The following is a 15192-nucleotide window of genomic DNA, read 5'->3' on the forward strand; positions in this document are numbered from 1 at the left end:
CTTTCCCGTCTGTGGCTCCCGATCGGGTACCAGGTTCCCGATGTCACGCGCGGGTTGGGAGGATGGCGTGGTGAACGTTCGTGGTGCGGTGTTGGTCACTGGTACTGAAGTGCTCAGCGGTGCGACTAGCGACCGCAACGGGCCATGGATCTCGCGGCGGCTGGGCACGCTGGGGGTGGAGGTCGAGGGCATCCACCAGGTCGGCGACCGGCCTGAGGACTTGCTGGCGACGCTGGAGTTCCTGCGTGGGCGCGGTATCGATCTGATCGTCACTTCCGGCGGCCTCGGGCCGACCGCGGACGATCTCACCGCCGAGGTCGTCGGCCGGTTCGCGGGTCGTCCGCTGCGCCTCGATGAGGAGATGGAGCGCAAGATCGAGGCCGTCCTGGCTGAGTTCGCGCGCCGGTTCAACCTCGACTCCGAGTCGTTGCGTGCCGGCAACCGCAAGCAGGCGATGGTGCCTGAAGGTGCGGTGCCGATCGATCCGGTGGGCACCGCACCGGGGCTCGTCGTGCCCGCCGGTGATCAGGTGGTGATCGTGCTGCCCGGTCCGCCGCGCGAGCTGCAGGGGATGTGGGAGAGCGCGATCGCGGCGGCACCCGCGCGCGAGATGCTGGCGCGAGCCGAGCCTTACCAGGAACTAGCGCTGCGCATGTTCGGGGTACCCGAGTCCGAGCTGGCAGCCAGCCTGCGCGAGATCGGCGCCGGTACCGATCTTTCCGCGCTGGAAATCACCACGTGCTTGCGGGGCGGTGAACTCGAGGTCGACGTGCGCTACCGCGACGGTGCCGAAGAGGCTGCCGCCGCGCTTCGCGCTGGATTGGTCGAGCGCCACGGGTCGTTCGTGTTCAGCGAGACCGGTCAGTCCGCGACCGAGGCTGTCGTCGGCCTGCTCGACGGTCGCACGATCGCGGTGGCTGAGTCGTGCACGTCGGGTCTGCTTGCCGCCCGGCTTACCGAGCGTCCCGGCTCCTCGGCCTACTTTGTGGGCGGTGTAGTCGCCTACTCCAATGACGCCAAGGTCGAGCTGCTCGGGGTGCCCGCTGAGTTGATCGCGCGCACGGGCGCGGTGTCGACCGAGGTGGCCGAGGCGATGGCCGACGGCGCGATCGAGTGCTTCGGCGCCGACATCGGCGTCGGTATCACCGGCATCGCCGGCCCGGACGGCGGCACGCAGGACAAGCCGGTCGGTTACGTCTGTATCAGCGCCGCGGCACGCGGCGGCGAACGCCACACCCGCGACCCGGTCCTGCCCGGTGGCCGGGCCGACGTCCGCGAACGCTCGGCCACCGCCGCCCTGCACTTGGTGCGCAACCTGCTGCTACTTGGCGAGCAGCCGCCACGCTGATTGCCGCCGAGGAAACTTGCGTGCGGGAGGCCCGGCCAAGCCAGTACGATCCCGGTCATGACCGCGGATGGGTTCGTGCCAGTCGGCTTCGAGCCGCCGACGTCACTCGTCACCGACCAGTTCCACCTCGAACCGCTAGGGCCGCGGCACAATCTGGCCGATCATGCCGCATGGATGTCGAGCATCGAGCACATACGCTCCACTCCCGGCTATCCCGACGGCGACTGGCCACCACGCGACGGCATGACGCTCGAGGAGAACCTCACCGACCTACGCCGCCACGCCGACGAATTCACGCGAGGCGCCGGTTTCACCTTCACAGTGCTCGACCCACGCGACAACGACGTCATCGGTTGCGTCTATCTGTATCCCTCGGCCTCCGAGGAGTGGGACGTCACGGTGCAGTCGTGGGTGCGGGCCGACAGATCGGACCTCGACGCGCCACTCGCCGACGCTGTCGCACGCTGGCTCGCCACAGACTGGCCGTGGAAACGCGTGGACCGCTGCGGTCGCTGAATCGTGAGGCACACTCATGCCGCGGGGCGCACGTGCGGCTGGCCATTCGACTCGGCTGTCTCGATCACTGAGCGTCGAGTTGTTCGGCCAGGCCAATGATGATGCCTTCGGGGCCACGGATGTAGCAGAGCAGGAAGATGTCCTCGAACCGCTCTACCTCACCGACCAGTTCGGCGCCGTGAGGCTTGAGGCGGGTCAGAGTGTCCTCGAGGTCGTCGACGGCGAACATGACGCGATGCAGGCCGAGTGTGTTCGCCGGAGGGGTCTTGGGATCGGGGCTGATCGCTGTCGGCTTGAGGTAGGTCATCAGCTCGAGCTTGCTATGGCCGTCCGGTGTGCGCATCATCGCGATATCGGCCTGGTGATCGTCGATCCCGACGACGCGTGACGCCCACCCACCTCCGACCGTCATTCTGCCGTCGAGTTCCATCCCCAGTTCAGCGAAGAACGCGATGGCTGCTTCAAGGTCGTCAACGACGATTCCGACGTTGTCCATCCGCTGGATTGTCATAGCGGCGAGACTATCCGGGGAGGCTCACCGAGGGGCGTCGGCGGCGAGTTCGGCCTCAGTGAAGACTGAATTAGCAATCATATGACTGGTGGCACGTCGCGACTGCTCAATGGCTCGGTCGACAACAGTTCCAAGATCATCGGATGCCCCGGCAGGATTCGAATCCACGACACCCGCTTGCGGCGGGTGGCCGACAGCGGCGACTAGGTCGTCTACCAGGCACTTTTGTCACCTGCGTGGTCTCTGCGGGTATCAGAGATCACACGGTTCACCCCAGTTTCGTGCCATTAGCCGTGCCACGGCTATCGGCGCTGGTGTCCGGTCACGATCGGTCGTCGAGGCTTGCGAGAAGCGCGAGCTTGGGCGTCGCGGACGCAGCGGCAGCCGGTATTGCCCATGGACGAGTGCGAGGTGACGAACCGGCCCTTCGACGTGGGTGCGCTCGTCGCGCGGATGAACGAGCGTGAAGGGAACTACCCGGGCGCCGATCGCGCAGCGTTATCGACAGGGTGTTCTACGCTGAAGCGATCAAACGAGCAACCAACCGAGGTGGCGCGTCATGCGGGAGTCGAGTGCGAACCGGCGGCAGCGGATTCTGGCCCTGGTGGAGGCACGGGGCGAGGTACGGGTCACCGCACTCGCCGCCGAACTCGGCGTCTCGGTGATCACCGCGCGTCGAGACGTCGAGGAGCTCTCGCGCGTGGGCAAGATCAGGCGGGGCCACGGCGTGGCGCGGTCGCTCGTGCCGATGCGGCCCCCGCCGACGCCGGAGCGGTGGAGCGGCGGTGTGGTCGCGCTGGTCGTACCCGAACGGCACACCTACCTCAATGAGGTCGTGCACGGGGCGCGTGTCGCGCTGGAGGAGGCGTCCGTGCGGGTCGCGTTGCACCCGACGCCGCACACCGCGGGTGTTGAGCGGCCCGTCGTGCGCAACGTGCTCGCTCGGGAGAGCGCGCGAGGACTGTTGATCGCGCCGCGCTGGCGCACCGCCGATGAGCAGGAAGACGATCAGTGGCTGGCTGACGTCGATGTACCGGTTGTGCTGATGGAACGCGCACCGCGAGTCGGTAGCTCCCTGCACGCACGGGACTCGGTGTGCACCGACCACTGGTATGGCGTGCATCTGGCGGTGGAGCATCTGATGTCGCTCGGTCACCGGCGGCTCGTGTTGGCGGCACGAGACGACAGTCCGACCGCGCGCGCCGTGCGTACCGCGTTCGCGGAGATCTGTCAGGCGCGGCCGTGGGTACAGGAGTGGGCCGTGGTGCTCAGCGCGCCGGACGCCGGTGCCGATCCGACTACCACCTTCCAGGAACAGGAGTTGGTCGAGGTGATGCGCGAGCGTGGCGCGACGGGCGTGATCATGCACAGCGACACCGACGCCCTGATCCTGGTCCAGCAACTGGCCGAAGCCGGGCTCACCGTCGCCAGGGACTACTCGGTGGTCGCCTATGACGACGTCGTCGCTTCGCTCGGTAGTCCGCCGCTGACCGCCGTCGCTCCCGCCAAGACGGAGGTGGGTCGCCTCGCGGCCGAGCTGCTGCTTGAACGCCTCGACCGAGGACCTGCCTCGGGACCCGCGCGCCAGGTGTCGGTGCTCCCCGAACTGAAGGTTCGCGGTTCCACACGCAATCTGAACGTTTGATCGAATCTCTAGGACTTATTGACCGAAATTCGGTCACCTGAGCACACTGTGGGCGTACCGTTGCGAACCGAAGGAGGCGACGATGCCCATACACACCGCCTGTCGGTGCTCACCGTGAGCCGTCCCCGCGCCGCGCTCGCGATGGCCACCGACGCGGCTGCGGCGGTCCTCGACAAGAGCGCGCTCGATGCGCTTCGCCGCGAATGCGACGTCGCCGACGGCGTGCTCGACGACTTCACCACCGCGCACGCCCGTGAAACGTTGCGTGACGCCGAGCTACTCATCACAGGTTGGGGCTGTCCGCCCCTTGACGTCACGGTACTCGCTGACGCACCACGGTTGCGCGCTGTGGTGCACACGGCCGGATCGGTCCGAGCGCACATCACCGAGGCATGCTGGGAGCGTGGGATTGAGGTGAGTTCCGCGGCGGTGGCGAACTCGGTGCCGGTGGCCGAGTACACGGTGGCGATGATCCTGCTGTCGGGCAAACGGGTGCTCGAACGGGCGCGGGAGTATCGGGCGAACCGCGTCCGTGATGGCTGGCTGGCCGTTCCCCGCCACGTCGGCAATTTCCATCGAACGGTCGGCATCCTGTCCGCGTCGATGATCGGCCGCCAGGTAATCGAGCTGCTGCAGCCGTACGACCTGCGAGTTCTGGTGCATGATCCGTACGTGAGCGCTACGGAGATGGCCCGACTCGGAGCTGAGAAGGTGAGCCTGGCCGATCTCTTCTCGTTCAGTGACGTCGTGAGCATCCACACGCCGCTGCTCCCTGAAACACGCGGGTTGGTGGGGAGGGAGTTGATCGGATTGATGCGTTCGGACGCTGTACTCATGAACACGGCGCGCGGCGCGGTGCTCGATCAGGACGCCCTCGCCGATGCGACCTCTTCCGGCCGGATACGCGCGATTCTCGACGTCACCGATCCGGAGGTCCTGCCGCCCGACCACCCGCTGTGGGATGACGACAATGTCATGATCACGCCGCACCTGGCTGGCTCCCAGGGGAATGAATGGGGCCGACTAGCGGAGCTGGCCGTCGCGGAGGTCGCCAGATGGGTGTCCGGCGATGGGTTCGCTCACCCGGTTCACCGTGAACGGCTGGATCTGATCGCGTGAAACTGCCCCCTGACGACCGACGGCTAAGTCCCCATACCGGCTACACCCGAGACCACTGGGTCGCCGTCGCGGACGGACTCCTGGATGCCGCGTGGCGGTGGGCGACTCCCCATGGGGCGCTGCTGGATCTGCCGGGGCCAGCCTCGGCGAACGGCGTCCGCTCGGACGGTCTCGAAGGGTTCGCCCGTACCTTCCTCGCCGCGGGGTTCCGCGTCGCCGGAGAGAACGGCGAGGATCCCCACGGCTGGCTGGAGCGTTACGCTCATGGCCTCGACGCGGGCACTCGCAGTCCCGGACGTGACGACGTCGAGTCGTGGCCGGTGATACTCGATCACAGCCTCGCAGGGCAGGCGATGGTTGAATCAGCCTCCGTCGCGCTCGGGTTGCGGCTCACGCGTCCCTGGCTGTGGGATCGCCTTGACGAACGTGTGCGGGATCGTGTTGAAGAGTGGTTGCGCGGCGCGCTGCGTCATGTGCCCTCCCCGAACAATTGGTACTTGTTCCCATACACCGTTGGTGGGTTCCTGGAATCAGTGGGTCGCGGTGATGCCGAGACCGCGCATGCGCGTGACAGGGCACTGGAACTCCTCGAAGCCTGGTACCGAGGCCATGGCTGGTACACCGACGGCGACGGGCAGGCATTCGATTACTACAACGGTTGGGCGCTGCACTTCTATCCCGTGCTGGATGCCCATCTCGCCCGAACACCGACGGCGTTGGGCGCGCGACTGCGCGCGCATCTGGACAGCTTCGCGCTGTGGTTTGGTGACGACGGCGCACCAATCCACTTCGGACGATCATTGACCTACCGTTTCGCCTCGGTGTCGGCCGTCGGGCTTGGTGCTGTCACGGGAGACACTCCACTGCGGCCGGGGGTGTCGCGACGTCTGCTCAGCGGCGCGCTGAGGTACTTTCTCGACCGTGGCGCCGTTGGCGATGAGGGGCTGCTGAGTCTGGGGTGGCATGGCCCCCACCCGCCGACCGTGCAGTTCTATTCCGGGCCCGCTTCGCCGTACTGGGCGTCGAAGGCATTCGTGTGCCTGCTCGCCCCACCGGAGCACCCACTGTGGACAGCGACGGAGGAAAGGGCGCCCAGTGGGGCCGCTGACACGGTGCTCGCGCTGCCCGAGCCGGGGCTGCTCCTGCAGGCCACGGCGTCCGACGGGGTCGTCCGGTTGCACAACCACGGAAGCGACCACCTCCAACCGTACGAAGCCGAGTTGGCTAGTGGCGATGACCCGCACTACGGCCGCTTCGCCTACTCCACGCGTACTGGCCCCACCGGGCGTGACAACGCAGCGGACAACCACTTGGCGGTCGTTGTCGACGGGGTGCGTAGCGTCCGGCGTCGGATTCACCCGATCGGTGTGGGGCAGGGTGATGGCTGGGGGTGGGGTGCGTCCTGGCACCGTCCGACCTTTGGTGGTGGCCTGGTGTCCGTGCCTAGTTTGCGCGTCGAGAGTGTGACCGTGGCTCGTGGGCGCGACGAGGTACGGGTGCATCGCGTCGTCGGCGCTCCGCCTGGTTCGCGTGCCGAGCAGACGGGCTGGGCGACCGGCGCTGGAGAGTCGATTCTCCGGCCGCTGGCGGGCTGGGAGCAGCGGGGTGAGGTGCGTGCGCCGCGCGGTACGGCCTACGTGCCATGGGCGCTGGTGCCACGGCTCATCGCGGATGTCCACGGCGAGAAGGTGTTCGTCGCGCTGGCCGTGCTGGGCACCGAGTCCGGCGATCCGGTGGCGACTGTCACCTCGGGCCGGGTCGAGATGAGCTGGCCGGACGGTTTCGTGGTCGAGATCCGGTTGGACCCACTCGAGGTCGTCGCTGGGTGAGCGCGTGAGTTCGGCTCGCTGTCACGGGTGGTGATGGCGCCGACCACCGTTCCAGGCGGGCAACTATGTAACCGTTTGCAGAATGGCGAGTTCGCTGACACATCGGTGTCAACGACAGATCGCCCACAATAGCGTGTGCAACTGGGGAAAGGCTGCCGTACTTCCTGGTTATGCCTTGACAAGCAAGTTGTAAGCGCTTACAAATATAACAGCGTCGAAGGAATGGAGATCGTCGATGTTCTGGCAGTTCGCGGTGAGCACGCTTGGTATGCCGGGTATGCCGGTGCGGGAGGCGGCGCGGACGGCCATCGCGCACGGTTGTGAAGGCCTCGAACTGCGAGTGCATCCCGACGAAGAAGTCCACTTGGGGGTTTCCGGTCGGGTCGTCGACGGTGTGAGAACTCTCATCGCCGACCACGGGTTGGCGGTCGCGTGCCTGGCCGGGTACGCGCAGGTGTGCGCGCCGGGCGCGGATCGTCCGGTCATCGATCAACTGCGGGCCCTGATCGACCTGGCCCATCGGATGGGGACTTCGTCGGTGCGGGTTTTCCCGGGAGGCGACGGGGACGCGTACCCGCGAATCGAGGCGGTTATGGACGACCTCCACGAGACAGGCGTGCGGTTGCTAGTCGAGACGCACGACTCGCATCCGACCGGGGCCGCGGCGCTGGAGCTGGTCGCCGAGTTCGGCGAGCCTGATCGGGTCGCGGTGCTGTGGGACGCGGTGCACCCCTGGCGGTTCGGGGAGGAACCGGCCGCTACCAAGGAAGTGCTCGGTCCCTATCTCGGCTACTTCCAGGTGAAGGATGCCGTGGGGCGGGACGACGCGACCCCGGTTCCGCCAGGTGAGGGTGTAGTGCCGCTCGCGGAATGCGGCGAACTGCTGCGCTCGTGGTCGGGCTGGATTTCCCTGGAATGGGAGAAGGCGTGGTACTCGACCATCGCCCCGGTGGACGTGCCGTTGCGGGCCGCTGAGGCCTGGTTTGGCCGGTATGCCCCGTAACTGCGCGAGCCGTTCTGACAGTGAGGAAGATATGACGAAGCACAGCTTGGGCATCGTGCTCAATGGAGTCACCGGGCGCATGGGCTACCGCCAGCACCTGGTCCGCTCGATCCTCGCGATCCGTGAGGAGGGCGGAGTGCTGCTCCCGGACGGTTCCCGGGTGCAGCTCGAACCGCTGCTCGTAGGCCGCAGTGAAGAGAAGCTCAGCGAGATCGCCGACCGCCATGGCTTGACCGACTGGACGACCGATCTCGGTGCCGCGCTCGCCGATAGCAGGTACCCGGTGTACTTCGACGCGCAACTCACGTCGGTGCGGGAGGCGTCGATAGCGCAGGCCATCGACGCGGGCAAGCATGTCTACACCGAGAAGCCGGTCGCGGAGTCCGTCGATGGCGCGTTGTCGCTCGCACGACGTGCCGCTGACGCCGGAGTCAAGAACGGCGTCGTGCACGACAAGCTCTACCTGCCCGGGTTGCGCAAGGTGGCGCGACTGGTGGACAGCGGCTTCTTCGGGCGGATCCTTTCCGTGCGCGGAGAGTTCGGTTACTGGATATTCGAGGGGGACTGGCAGGAAGCGCAACGTCCCAGCTGGAACTACCGGGCTGAGCACGGCGGCGGGATCGTCATCGACATGTTCTGCCACTGGAACTACGTGCTGGAGAGTCTCTTGGGGCCGGTCCGTGCGGTGACCGCCAAGGCGGCGACTCACATTCCGTCCCGTGTGGACGAAAAGGGGGTGCGCTACGACGCGACGGCCGATGATGCCGCCTACGCGATCTTCGAGTTCGACGGGAATGCCATCGCGCAGTTGAACTCGTCGTGGTGTGTCCGGGTGTACCGCGACGAGCTCGTCGAGTTCCAAGTGGACGGGACGCGAGGGAGCGCGGTGGCGGGCCTGAGCGGCTGTGTCGTCCAGCCGCGCGAGGTCACCCCACGTCCCGTGTGGGACCCGGACGTGCCGGACACGCACAATTATCGCGCGCAGTGGCAGGAGGTACCCGACAACGCGGAATTGGGTAACGGGTTCAAGGCGCAGTGGGAGCAGTTCGTCCGGCATGTCGTCGCGGACGAACCACATCCATATGACTTCGTGGCTGGCGCACGCGGTATCCAGCTGGCCGAGGCCGGGCTGGAGTCGTCACGCACCGGCAGGCGCGTCGAACTTGCCGAGGTCAAGGTATGAGCACCGTCATCCGGCTGCCCGGTCCCGATGGCCCGCGCGAGCATCTGTTGCGCGAGCCGGTGTCCTGGCCGCAACCAGACGGGCCACCTCGGTCGCGCATCGCGTTCGCCGCCGCGCATGTCGTCGCTGATCCGCTGCGCGACGACGGTTGCGCTTCTATCGACTGGGACAACACGCTCGCGTTTCGTCGTTACCTGTGGTCGTACGGGCTCGGAGTTGCCGAGGCGATGGACACCGCGCAGCGCGGTATGGGACTGGATTGGACCGCGGCAAGGGAATTGATCCGACGCAGTGCCGCGGAAGCGGCTGCCCTCGACGCCCGTATCGCCGCCGGTGCGGGGACTGATCAGCTGGTGGCCGATCCGGCAAATCTCGACGACGTGGTGCGTGCGTACGTCGAGCAAGTCGAGTGCGTTCAGGACGCCCGTGCGCAAGTCGTCGTGATGGCGAGCAGGCAGCTCGCCCGCCTTGCCACTAGCCCGGCCGACTACCGGTACGTCTACGACCGGGTTCTCGCGCAGGCATCCGAGCCGGTGGTGCTGCACTGGCTCGGGCCCATGTTCGATCCGGCGCTCACTGGCTACTGGGGCGCGAGCACCCTCAATGCCGCCAACGAGGTCTTCCTGGAGCTCGTGCACGATCACGCCAGGGTGATCGACGGGGTCAAGGTGTCGCTGCTGGACGCGGAGCACGAGCGCGCGCTGCGGTCGGCGCTACCCGAAGGCGTCCGGATCTACACCGGCGATGATTTCCACTACCCGGAGCTGATCAAGGGCGACGACACGGGTGGCAGCGACGCCCTGCTCGGTGTCCTCGCGGCTATCGCTCCCGCGGCATCCCGGGCGCTCCACGCACTTGACGACGGTGATCTCGCCGGTTACGACGAGGTGCTCGGCCCGACAGTGCCGCTCGCGCGCCACCTGTTCAGCGAACCGACCTACAACTACAAGGCTGGGATCGCCTTCCTGGCATGGCTCTCCGGCTTGCAACCCGGGTTCACGATGATCGGTGGGCTGCAGGGGGCCCGTGGGTTGCCGCACCTGGTCGAGGCGTTTCGCCTGGCAGACGCTGCAGGTGTGCTTGTGGACCCGGACGTGGCGGTGTACCGGATGAACGCGCTGCTCGATGTACACGGGGTGAACCGATGAACCGGCTGTCCCTCAACCAGAGAACTCTCGGCGATCGTTCGCTGCCCGAAGCCGTGTCCGCGTGCACCAGGGCAGGTGTGGAGTCGATTGGCGTGTGGCGGGGACCGCTGTGGGCATTCGGTGTCGAACGCGGAGCGAAGCTGGTCGCCGAAGCCGGGTTGCGTGTGTCGTCGCTGTGCCGAGGCGGGTTCTTCACCAGTACCGATCGGCGTTCCACCCTAGCTCGCAATCGGCGCGCCGTGGACGACGCCGAGGCACTCGGCGCCGAGTGCCTCGTTCTCGTAGTCGGCGGCCTGCCCAGCGGGTCGCGAGATCTCCCTGCCGCACGAGCCACCGTCAGCGAGGTGCTCGCGGAGCTCGTGGACTACGCGCAGGAACGTTCGGTGCGGTTGGCGCTGGAACCGATGCATCCTATGTACTGCGCGGATCGTGGCGTGCTGTCGACTCTCGGGCAGGCGCTCGATCTCGCCGAATGCTTCGACCCCGATGCGGTCGGCGTCGTGGTCGATACGTTCCACGTCTGGTGGGACCCCGACCTTGAACGGCAACTCGCCCGCGCGCGTGGGCGGATCGCGTCGTTTCAAGTGGGCGACTGGATCACGCCACTGTCCGCTGACAGCTTGCTGGCGCGTGGCCTGATGGGCCGTGGGCACATTGACTTTCAGCTCTTGGGCCGCCTCGTCTCGGAGGCCGGCTACACCGGGGACGTCGAGGTCGAGATCTTCAACGCCGATCTGTGGCGCCAGGACGTCGACAGCATCCTCGCGGCCGTGGTCAGGAGTTACCAGGAGCACGTCGTGGCATGATCGGTGGATCCCGGCGTTAGGCGGCGTTAGGCCGAGTCTCGGATGACCAGTTCCGTAGGTAGGATCAGCGGGGTTGGCCGCTCGCCGTCGATGAGCCGTAGCAGCACCCGGGTCATCTCTTGGCCGAGTGCCTCGATGGGCTGCCGGATGGTGGTCAGCGCGGGCTGCGTCTGTCTAGCCGTCACGATGTCGTTGAACCCGACCACGGCGACGTCACCGGGTACGTCGCGACCGCGCTCCCGCAGTACCGTGAGCGCACCGGCGGCCATCGCATCGGAGGCGACGAACACCGCGTCCAGGTCGGGATGCTCGTCGAGCAGCCGCGCCATTCCCTCGGCCCCGCTTGCCTCGCTGAAATCACCGTTCACCACGCGCGCGTCGCTCAGCCCCGCGAGTGCCAGTGCCTCGCGAAAGCCCAGGTAGCGAGCGACACCCGCGTGAATGTCGAGCGGTCCGGTGACGGTGCCGATACGGCGCCGTCCCGTGGAGATCAGGTACTCGACGGCCTGGTGCGCGCCGCCCCGGTTGTCGGCGTCTACGTACCACTCCGGCGTCCTGTCGAGGGAACGTCCACCGTGGACTACGGGAAGGCCGCTCGCGTCCGCCAGTTTCGACAGCGGGTCATTCTCGCGTAGCGCCAACAGCATGACTCCATCGGCACCGCGTGATCGCAGGATGCGGGCCAGCCGCTCGCGGCCTCGCTCGGAGGCCGCGAGGAACAGCAGTAGCTCGAGGTCGGTCTCCTCGATTACGGCGTTGACGCCCGTAATCACCTCCGCGAAGAAGAGGTTGGCGAACAACGCGGGATCGTCGCTGGAGATCGCGAGCACGACGGCGCCCCTGCGTTGTGTGGCGAGCGAGCGTGCCGACACGTTGGGGATGTAGCCGACTTCCTCGATGGCGCGCTCTACCGCCTGCCTAGCCTTCTTGCTGACGTGCTGCGCGTTGTTGATCACGCGGGACACGGTTCCGGTGGACACCCCCGCGCGCCGCGCGACCTCGTCCAGGGTGGGCGGCCGACTGTTCATCTTCTCCGACTGCCCCTTTTGTCTCGGTATGGACTGTGCAGAGTACTCATATTGGTAGCGCTCACAGGCCGCCTCGTGCGATCACGTCAGCGTACCAACGGGCGCTGTCCTTGAGCGTACGACGTTGCGTGGTGTAGTCGACGTGCACGATCCCGAAACGTTTCGCGTAGCCGTAGGCCCACTCGAAGTTGTCCAGCAACGACCACACGAAATAGCCCTTCACTGTTACACCGTGATCGATGGCATCGGCGCAGGCTTTGATATGGCGCTTCAAGTAGTCGATCCGCGTGCTGTCGTGCACCTCATCGTCGAAGGCGGCACCGTTCTCGGTGATATACCAGGCCTGCGTGGGGTACTCGCGCTCGAGCCGGAGAAGCAATTCCAGCAAGCCCTGCTCGTCGATTTCCCAGCCCATAGCGGTTTGGGGTCGCCCACGGTCATGGAAGGACACGTAGGGTGAGCCGACATATGCCGACTCGTCCCGTTCAGTACTGGCGGCGACGACCATGGGCGCGTAGTAGTTGATGCCGACGAAGGCGAGCGGAGCCGCGATGGTCTTGAGGTCACCTTCCTGGATGTGGTCGAACGCCGTGACCTCGCCGAGGTCATCGAGCACGTCGTCGGGGTAAGCCGCGGACAGCACTGGATCGAGGAAGATGCGATTCTGCATACCGTCGATGCGGCGCGCCGCGTCCATGTCCGCCGCCGTGTCGCTGCGCGGGGAGACATGGCTCAGGTTCAGCGTGATGCCGACCTGGGCGTCCCGCATCGCCCGTGCCGCGAGGCCGTGTCCGAGCAGGAGGTGGTGCGCAGCCCGTACCGAGGCGGCTGGATCGCGGCGACCCGGTGCGTGTCTTCCGGTGGCGTAACCGAGGAAAGCCGAGCACCATGGTTCGTTGAGCGTGGTCCAGTGGGTGATCCGGTCGGAGAGCGCTTCATACACGGCGACCGCGTACTCGGCGAATCGGGCCGCGGTGTCGCGGGCTGGCCAGCCACCCGCGTCCTCGATCGGTTGCGGCAGGTCCCAGTGGTAGAGCGTCGGCCACGGCTGGATGTCCTGCTCGAGCAGGGCATCGGTCAGTTTCCGGTAGAAATCGAGCCCACGCTGGTTGATCCGCCCTGCGCCGAGTGGTTGCACGCGTGGCCATGCGATGGAGAAGCGGTAAGCACGCAGTCCGAGCCGAGCCATCAGCGTGACGTCTTCGTGGTATCGATGGTAGTGGTCGACCGCGACGGCTCCGGTGTCCCCATTGGCGGTCTTACCAGGGGTCGCCGAGAACGTGTCCCAGATCGACGGCCCTCGACCGTCCTCGACGGTAGCGCCCTCGATCTGGTAACTCGATGTGGCGGCGCCCCAGAGAAAAGATTGATCGAAGGTGCTCACGCTTTGACAGCTCCTTCCATGATGCCGCCGACGATCTGCTTGCCGAAGGCGACGAACACGAACATCAGCGGGAGGGTGGCGATCAGCGCCCCGGTGAACATCAGGGTGTAATCGGTGTAGTAAGTGGTCGAGAGTTGACTGAGCGAGAACTGCACGGTTGGGTTGTCCGCCTCGAGAACCGCGAGCGGCCACAGAAACTCGTTCCAGGTAGCCATGAATGTGAACAGTCCGAGCACCGCAGCGCCCGGCCGCAATGCGGGAAGCACCACGGTTAAATAGATCCGGAAGGTGCTACAGCCGTCGATGCGCGCGGCCTCGATGAGCTCATCGGGCACCGCTTTCTCGGCGTACTGCCGCATGAGGAAGACCCCGAAGGCTGAGACGAGAAACGGCACGATGATCGCTTCCAGCTGGTTTTGCCAACCGAGCTCGACCATGATCATGTACAGCGGGATGATTCCCATCTGCACCGGGATCATCATGGTCGCCAAGATGATCACCAGCAGGGCACCACGGCCACGAAACTTCAGCTTGGCGAATGCGAATCCGGCGAGTGAGCTGAAAAACACCACCGAAACGGTGACGGTGATCGAAGCGACCGCCGAATTGACGAGCCCGGTGAGGAAGTTGGCCTGCTCCGCCGCGAAGAGCCGAGTGACGTTGTCCCAGAGGTTATCGCCTGGCAGCAGCGGTGGTGGCCAGTCACCAACCACATCATTGGTGCGAGTCGCCACCACGAAAAGCCAGTACAAGGGAAACGCCGACAGGACGATGGCCGTGATCAGGGTCCCGTAGACAAGGGCTCCGGACTTGCGCACGACTAGTTCCCCCTTCGCATGATGAGAAAGTTGATCAGAGCGAGAAGCATGATCAACAAAAAGATCATCCAAGCGACAGCCGACCCATATCCGTAGTCGAAATCGCGGAAGGCTTTCTCGAACATGTACATCGACAGCGTCTGGAACTGTCGGAGGCTGCCGCCGGAGATGGCGTAGCTCCCCTGCCCGAAGATCAGTGGCTCGGTGAAGAGCTGCATCCCCGCGATGGTGGAGATGATGACCGTGAAGATGATCGCGGGCCGGATCATTGGCACCGTGATGCTCCAGAACTGCCTGACCCGGGACGCGCCGTCCACGGTGGCCGCCTCGTAGAGGTCGCGGGGCACCGACTGCATCGCGGCCAGGTAGATCAGCGCGTTGTAGCCGGTCCAGCGCCAGTTGACCATGGTGGAGATCGCGATCCAGGACGACCACTTGTCCGCACGCCAGTCCACCGCGTCCACGCCGATCAGGCCGAGCAGCCCGTTGATCATGCCCGCGTCCCGGTCGTAGATCTGGCTGAACAGAATGCCGACCGCGGCGACGGAGGTGACGATCGGAAGCAGGACTCCCACGCGCAGAAGGGTCACTCTGCGCAGGCCCTGGTTGAGCAGGCTGGCGAGAATGAGCGCGATCAGCAGTTGCGGCACCGTGGCGAGAACGAGCATGCCGACGGTGTTGAGCGTCGCGTTCCAGAAGTCGGGGTCATCGAACAGCTGGATGTAGTTCTCGAAGCCGATGAACGTCCCCGAACCACCCATGCTCCACTGGTGCAGAGAGACCCATGCCGTGTAAACGAGGGGGAAGAGACCGAAAATCCCAAAGATCACGAAGAAGGGTGCGACAAAAAGGTA

14 protein-coding genes are annotated in these 15192 nt (G+C 66.0%); 9 read left to right on the forward strand and 5 right to left on the reverse strand.

Annotation, left to right across the window (positions count from 1 at the left end; all coding sequences use genetic code 11):
- The first annotated feature begins 70 nt into the window (after positions 1-70).
- On the forward strand, positions 71-1348 hold the full coding sequence (locus ACFQGD_RS07135; RefSeq protein WP_345390149.1) for a competence/damage-inducible protein A: 1278 nt from the start codon (positions 71-73) through the stop codon (positions 1346-1348).
- Between the two features lie 57 nt (positions 1349-1405).
- Positions 1406-1864 (forward strand): GNAT family N-acetyltransferase, encoded by a 459-nt coding sequence (locus tag ACFQGD_RS07140; protein ID WP_345390152.1) that lies wholly within the window; start codon positions 1406-1408, stop codon positions 1862-1864.
- A 64-nt stretch (positions 1865-1928) separates the two neighbouring features.
- Here ACFQGD_RS07140 and ACFQGD_RS07145 read toward each other — a convergent pair whose 3' ends face one another.
- Positions 1929-2375 carry a VOC family protein gene (locus tag ACFQGD_RS07145; protein WP_345390155.1) on the reverse strand — a complete coding sequence of 149 codons (447 nt, stop codon included), beginning with the start codon at positions 2373-2375 and terminating at the stop codon, positions 1929-1931.
- A 559-nt stretch (positions 2376-2934) separates the two neighbouring features.
- Here ACFQGD_RS07145 and ACFQGD_RS07150 point away from each other — a divergent pair.
- From ACFQGD_RS07150 to ACFQGD_RS07180, 7 genes are all read left to right on the forward strand, one after another.
- Positions 2935-4020, forward strand: coding sequence for a substrate-binding domain-containing protein (locus ACFQGD_RS07150; protein WP_345390158.1), 1086 nt, complete (start codon positions 2935-2937; stop codon positions 4018-4020).
- 114 nt (positions 4021-4134) lie between these two features.
- On the forward strand, positions 4135-5139 hold the full coding sequence (locus ACFQGD_RS07155; RefSeq protein WP_345390161.1) for a hydroxyacid dehydrogenase: 1005 nt from the start codon (positions 4135-4137) through the stop codon (positions 5137-5139).
- Positions 5136-6968, forward strand: a complete 1833-nt coding sequence (locus ACFQGD_RS07160; RefSeq protein WP_345390164.1) for a DUF2264 domain-containing protein — start codon at positions 5136-5138, stop codon at positions 6966-6968. Before ACFQGD_RS07155 ends, ACFQGD_RS07160 begins: the two co-directional genes overlap by 4 nt.
- A gap of 235 nt (positions 6969-7203) precedes the next feature.
- Positions 7204-7971, forward strand: coding sequence for a sugar phosphate isomerase/epimerase family protein (locus tag ACFQGD_RS07165; RefSeq protein ID WP_345390167.1), 768 nt, complete (start codon positions 7204-7206; stop codon positions 7969-7971).
- Between the two features lie 31 nt (positions 7972-8002).
- A complete protein-coding gene (locus tag ACFQGD_RS07170) occupies positions 8003-9154 on the forward strand; it encodes a Gfo/Idh/MocA family protein (RefSeq protein ID WP_345390170.1) in 1152 nt (383 codons plus the stop codon).
- A complete protein-coding gene (locus tag ACFQGD_RS07175) occupies positions 9151-10302 on the forward strand; it encodes a dihydrodipicolinate synthase family protein (RefSeq protein WP_345390173.1) in 1152 nt (383 codons plus the stop codon). The genes ACFQGD_RS07170 and ACFQGD_RS07175 overlap by 4 nt, the downstream gene beginning before the upstream one ends.
- Complete coding sequence (locus tag ACFQGD_RS07180) at positions 10299-11108, forward strand: sugar phosphate isomerase/epimerase family protein (RefSeq protein WP_345390177.1); 810 nt, start codon at positions 10299-10301, stop codon at positions 11106-11108. The genes ACFQGD_RS07175 and ACFQGD_RS07180 overlap by 4 nt, the downstream gene beginning before the upstream one ends.
- A gap of 26 nt (positions 11109-11134) precedes the next feature.
- Here the strand turns inward: ACFQGD_RS07180 and ACFQGD_RS07185 are convergent, their stop codons facing one another.
- The 4 genes from ACFQGD_RS07185 to ACFQGD_RS07200 form a co-directional block, all read right to left on the reverse strand.
- Positions 11135-12136, reverse strand: a complete 1002-nt coding sequence (locus ACFQGD_RS07185) for a LacI family DNA-binding transcriptional regulator (RefSeq protein ID WP_345390180.1) — start codon at positions 12134-12136, stop codon at positions 11135-11137.
- Between the two features lie 61 nt (positions 12137-12197).
- Positions 12198-13520, reverse strand: coding sequence for a GH1 family beta-glucosidase (locus ACFQGD_RS07190; protein ID WP_345390183.1), 1323 nt, complete (start codon positions 13518-13520; stop codon positions 12198-12200).
- On the reverse strand, positions 13517-14338 hold the full coding sequence (locus tag ACFQGD_RS07195) for a carbohydrate ABC transporter permease (protein ID WP_345390185.1): 822 nt from the start codon (positions 14336-14338) through the stop codon (positions 13517-13519). The genes ACFQGD_RS07190 and ACFQGD_RS07195 overlap by 4 nt, the downstream gene beginning before the upstream one ends.
- 2 nt (positions 14339-14340) lie before the next feature.
- Positions 14341-15099 (reverse strand): carbohydrate ABC transporter permease, encoded by a 759-nt coding sequence (locus ACFQGD_RS07200; protein ID WP_390183378.1) that lies wholly within the window; start codon positions 15097-15099, stop codon positions 14341-14343.
- Positions 15100-15192: the final 93 nt, after the last annotated feature.

The sequence above is a fragment of the Haloechinothrix salitolerans genome (genome assembly GCF_042662605.1).
GTDB lineage: Bacteria > Actinomycetota > Actinomycetes > Mycobacteriales > Pseudonocardiaceae > Haloechinothrix_A > Haloechinothrix_A salitolerans.

What these genes read in the sequence shown, in the direction of transcription:
- ACFQGD_RS07200 (WP_390183378.1), bottom strand. Translation starts at nt 15,099, where the DNA reads ATGGGTGGTTCGGGGACGTTCATCGGCTTCGAGAACTACATCCAGCTG.
- ACFQGD_RS07145 (WP_345390155.1), bottom strand. Translation starts at nt 2,375, where the DNA reads ATGACAATCCAGCGGATGGACAACGTCGGAATCGTCGTTGACGACCTT.
- ACFQGD_RS07185 (WP_345390180.1), bottom strand. Translation starts at nt 12,136, where the DNA reads ATGAACAGTCGGCCGCCCACCCTGGACGAGGTCGCGCGGCGCGCGGGG.
- ACFQGD_RS07170 (WP_345390170.1), top strand. Translation starts at nt 8,003, where the DNA reads ATGACGAAGCACAGCTTGGGCATCGTGCTCAATGGAGTCACCGGGCGC.
- ACFQGD_RS07175 (WP_345390173.1), top strand. Translation starts at nt 9,151, where the DNA reads ATGAGCACCGTCATCCGGCTGCCCGGTCCCGATGGCCCGCGCGAGCAT.
- ACFQGD_RS07150 (WP_345390158.1), top strand. Translation starts at nt 2,935, where the DNA reads ATGCGGGAGTCGAGTGCGAACCGGCGGCAGCGGATTCTGGCCCTGGTG.
- ACFQGD_RS07165 (WP_345390167.1), top strand. Translation starts at nt 7,204, where the DNA reads ATGTTCTGGCAGTTCGCGGTGAGCACGCTTGGTATGCCGGGTATGCCG.
- ACFQGD_RS07180 (WP_345390177.1), top strand. Translation starts at nt 10,299, where the DNA reads ATGAACCGGCTGTCCCTCAACCAGAGAACTCTCGGCGATCGTTCGCTG.
- ACFQGD_RS07140 (WP_345390152.1), top strand. Translation starts at nt 1,406, where the DNA reads ATGACCGCGGATGGGTTCGTGCCAGTCGGCTTCGAGCCGCCGACGTCA.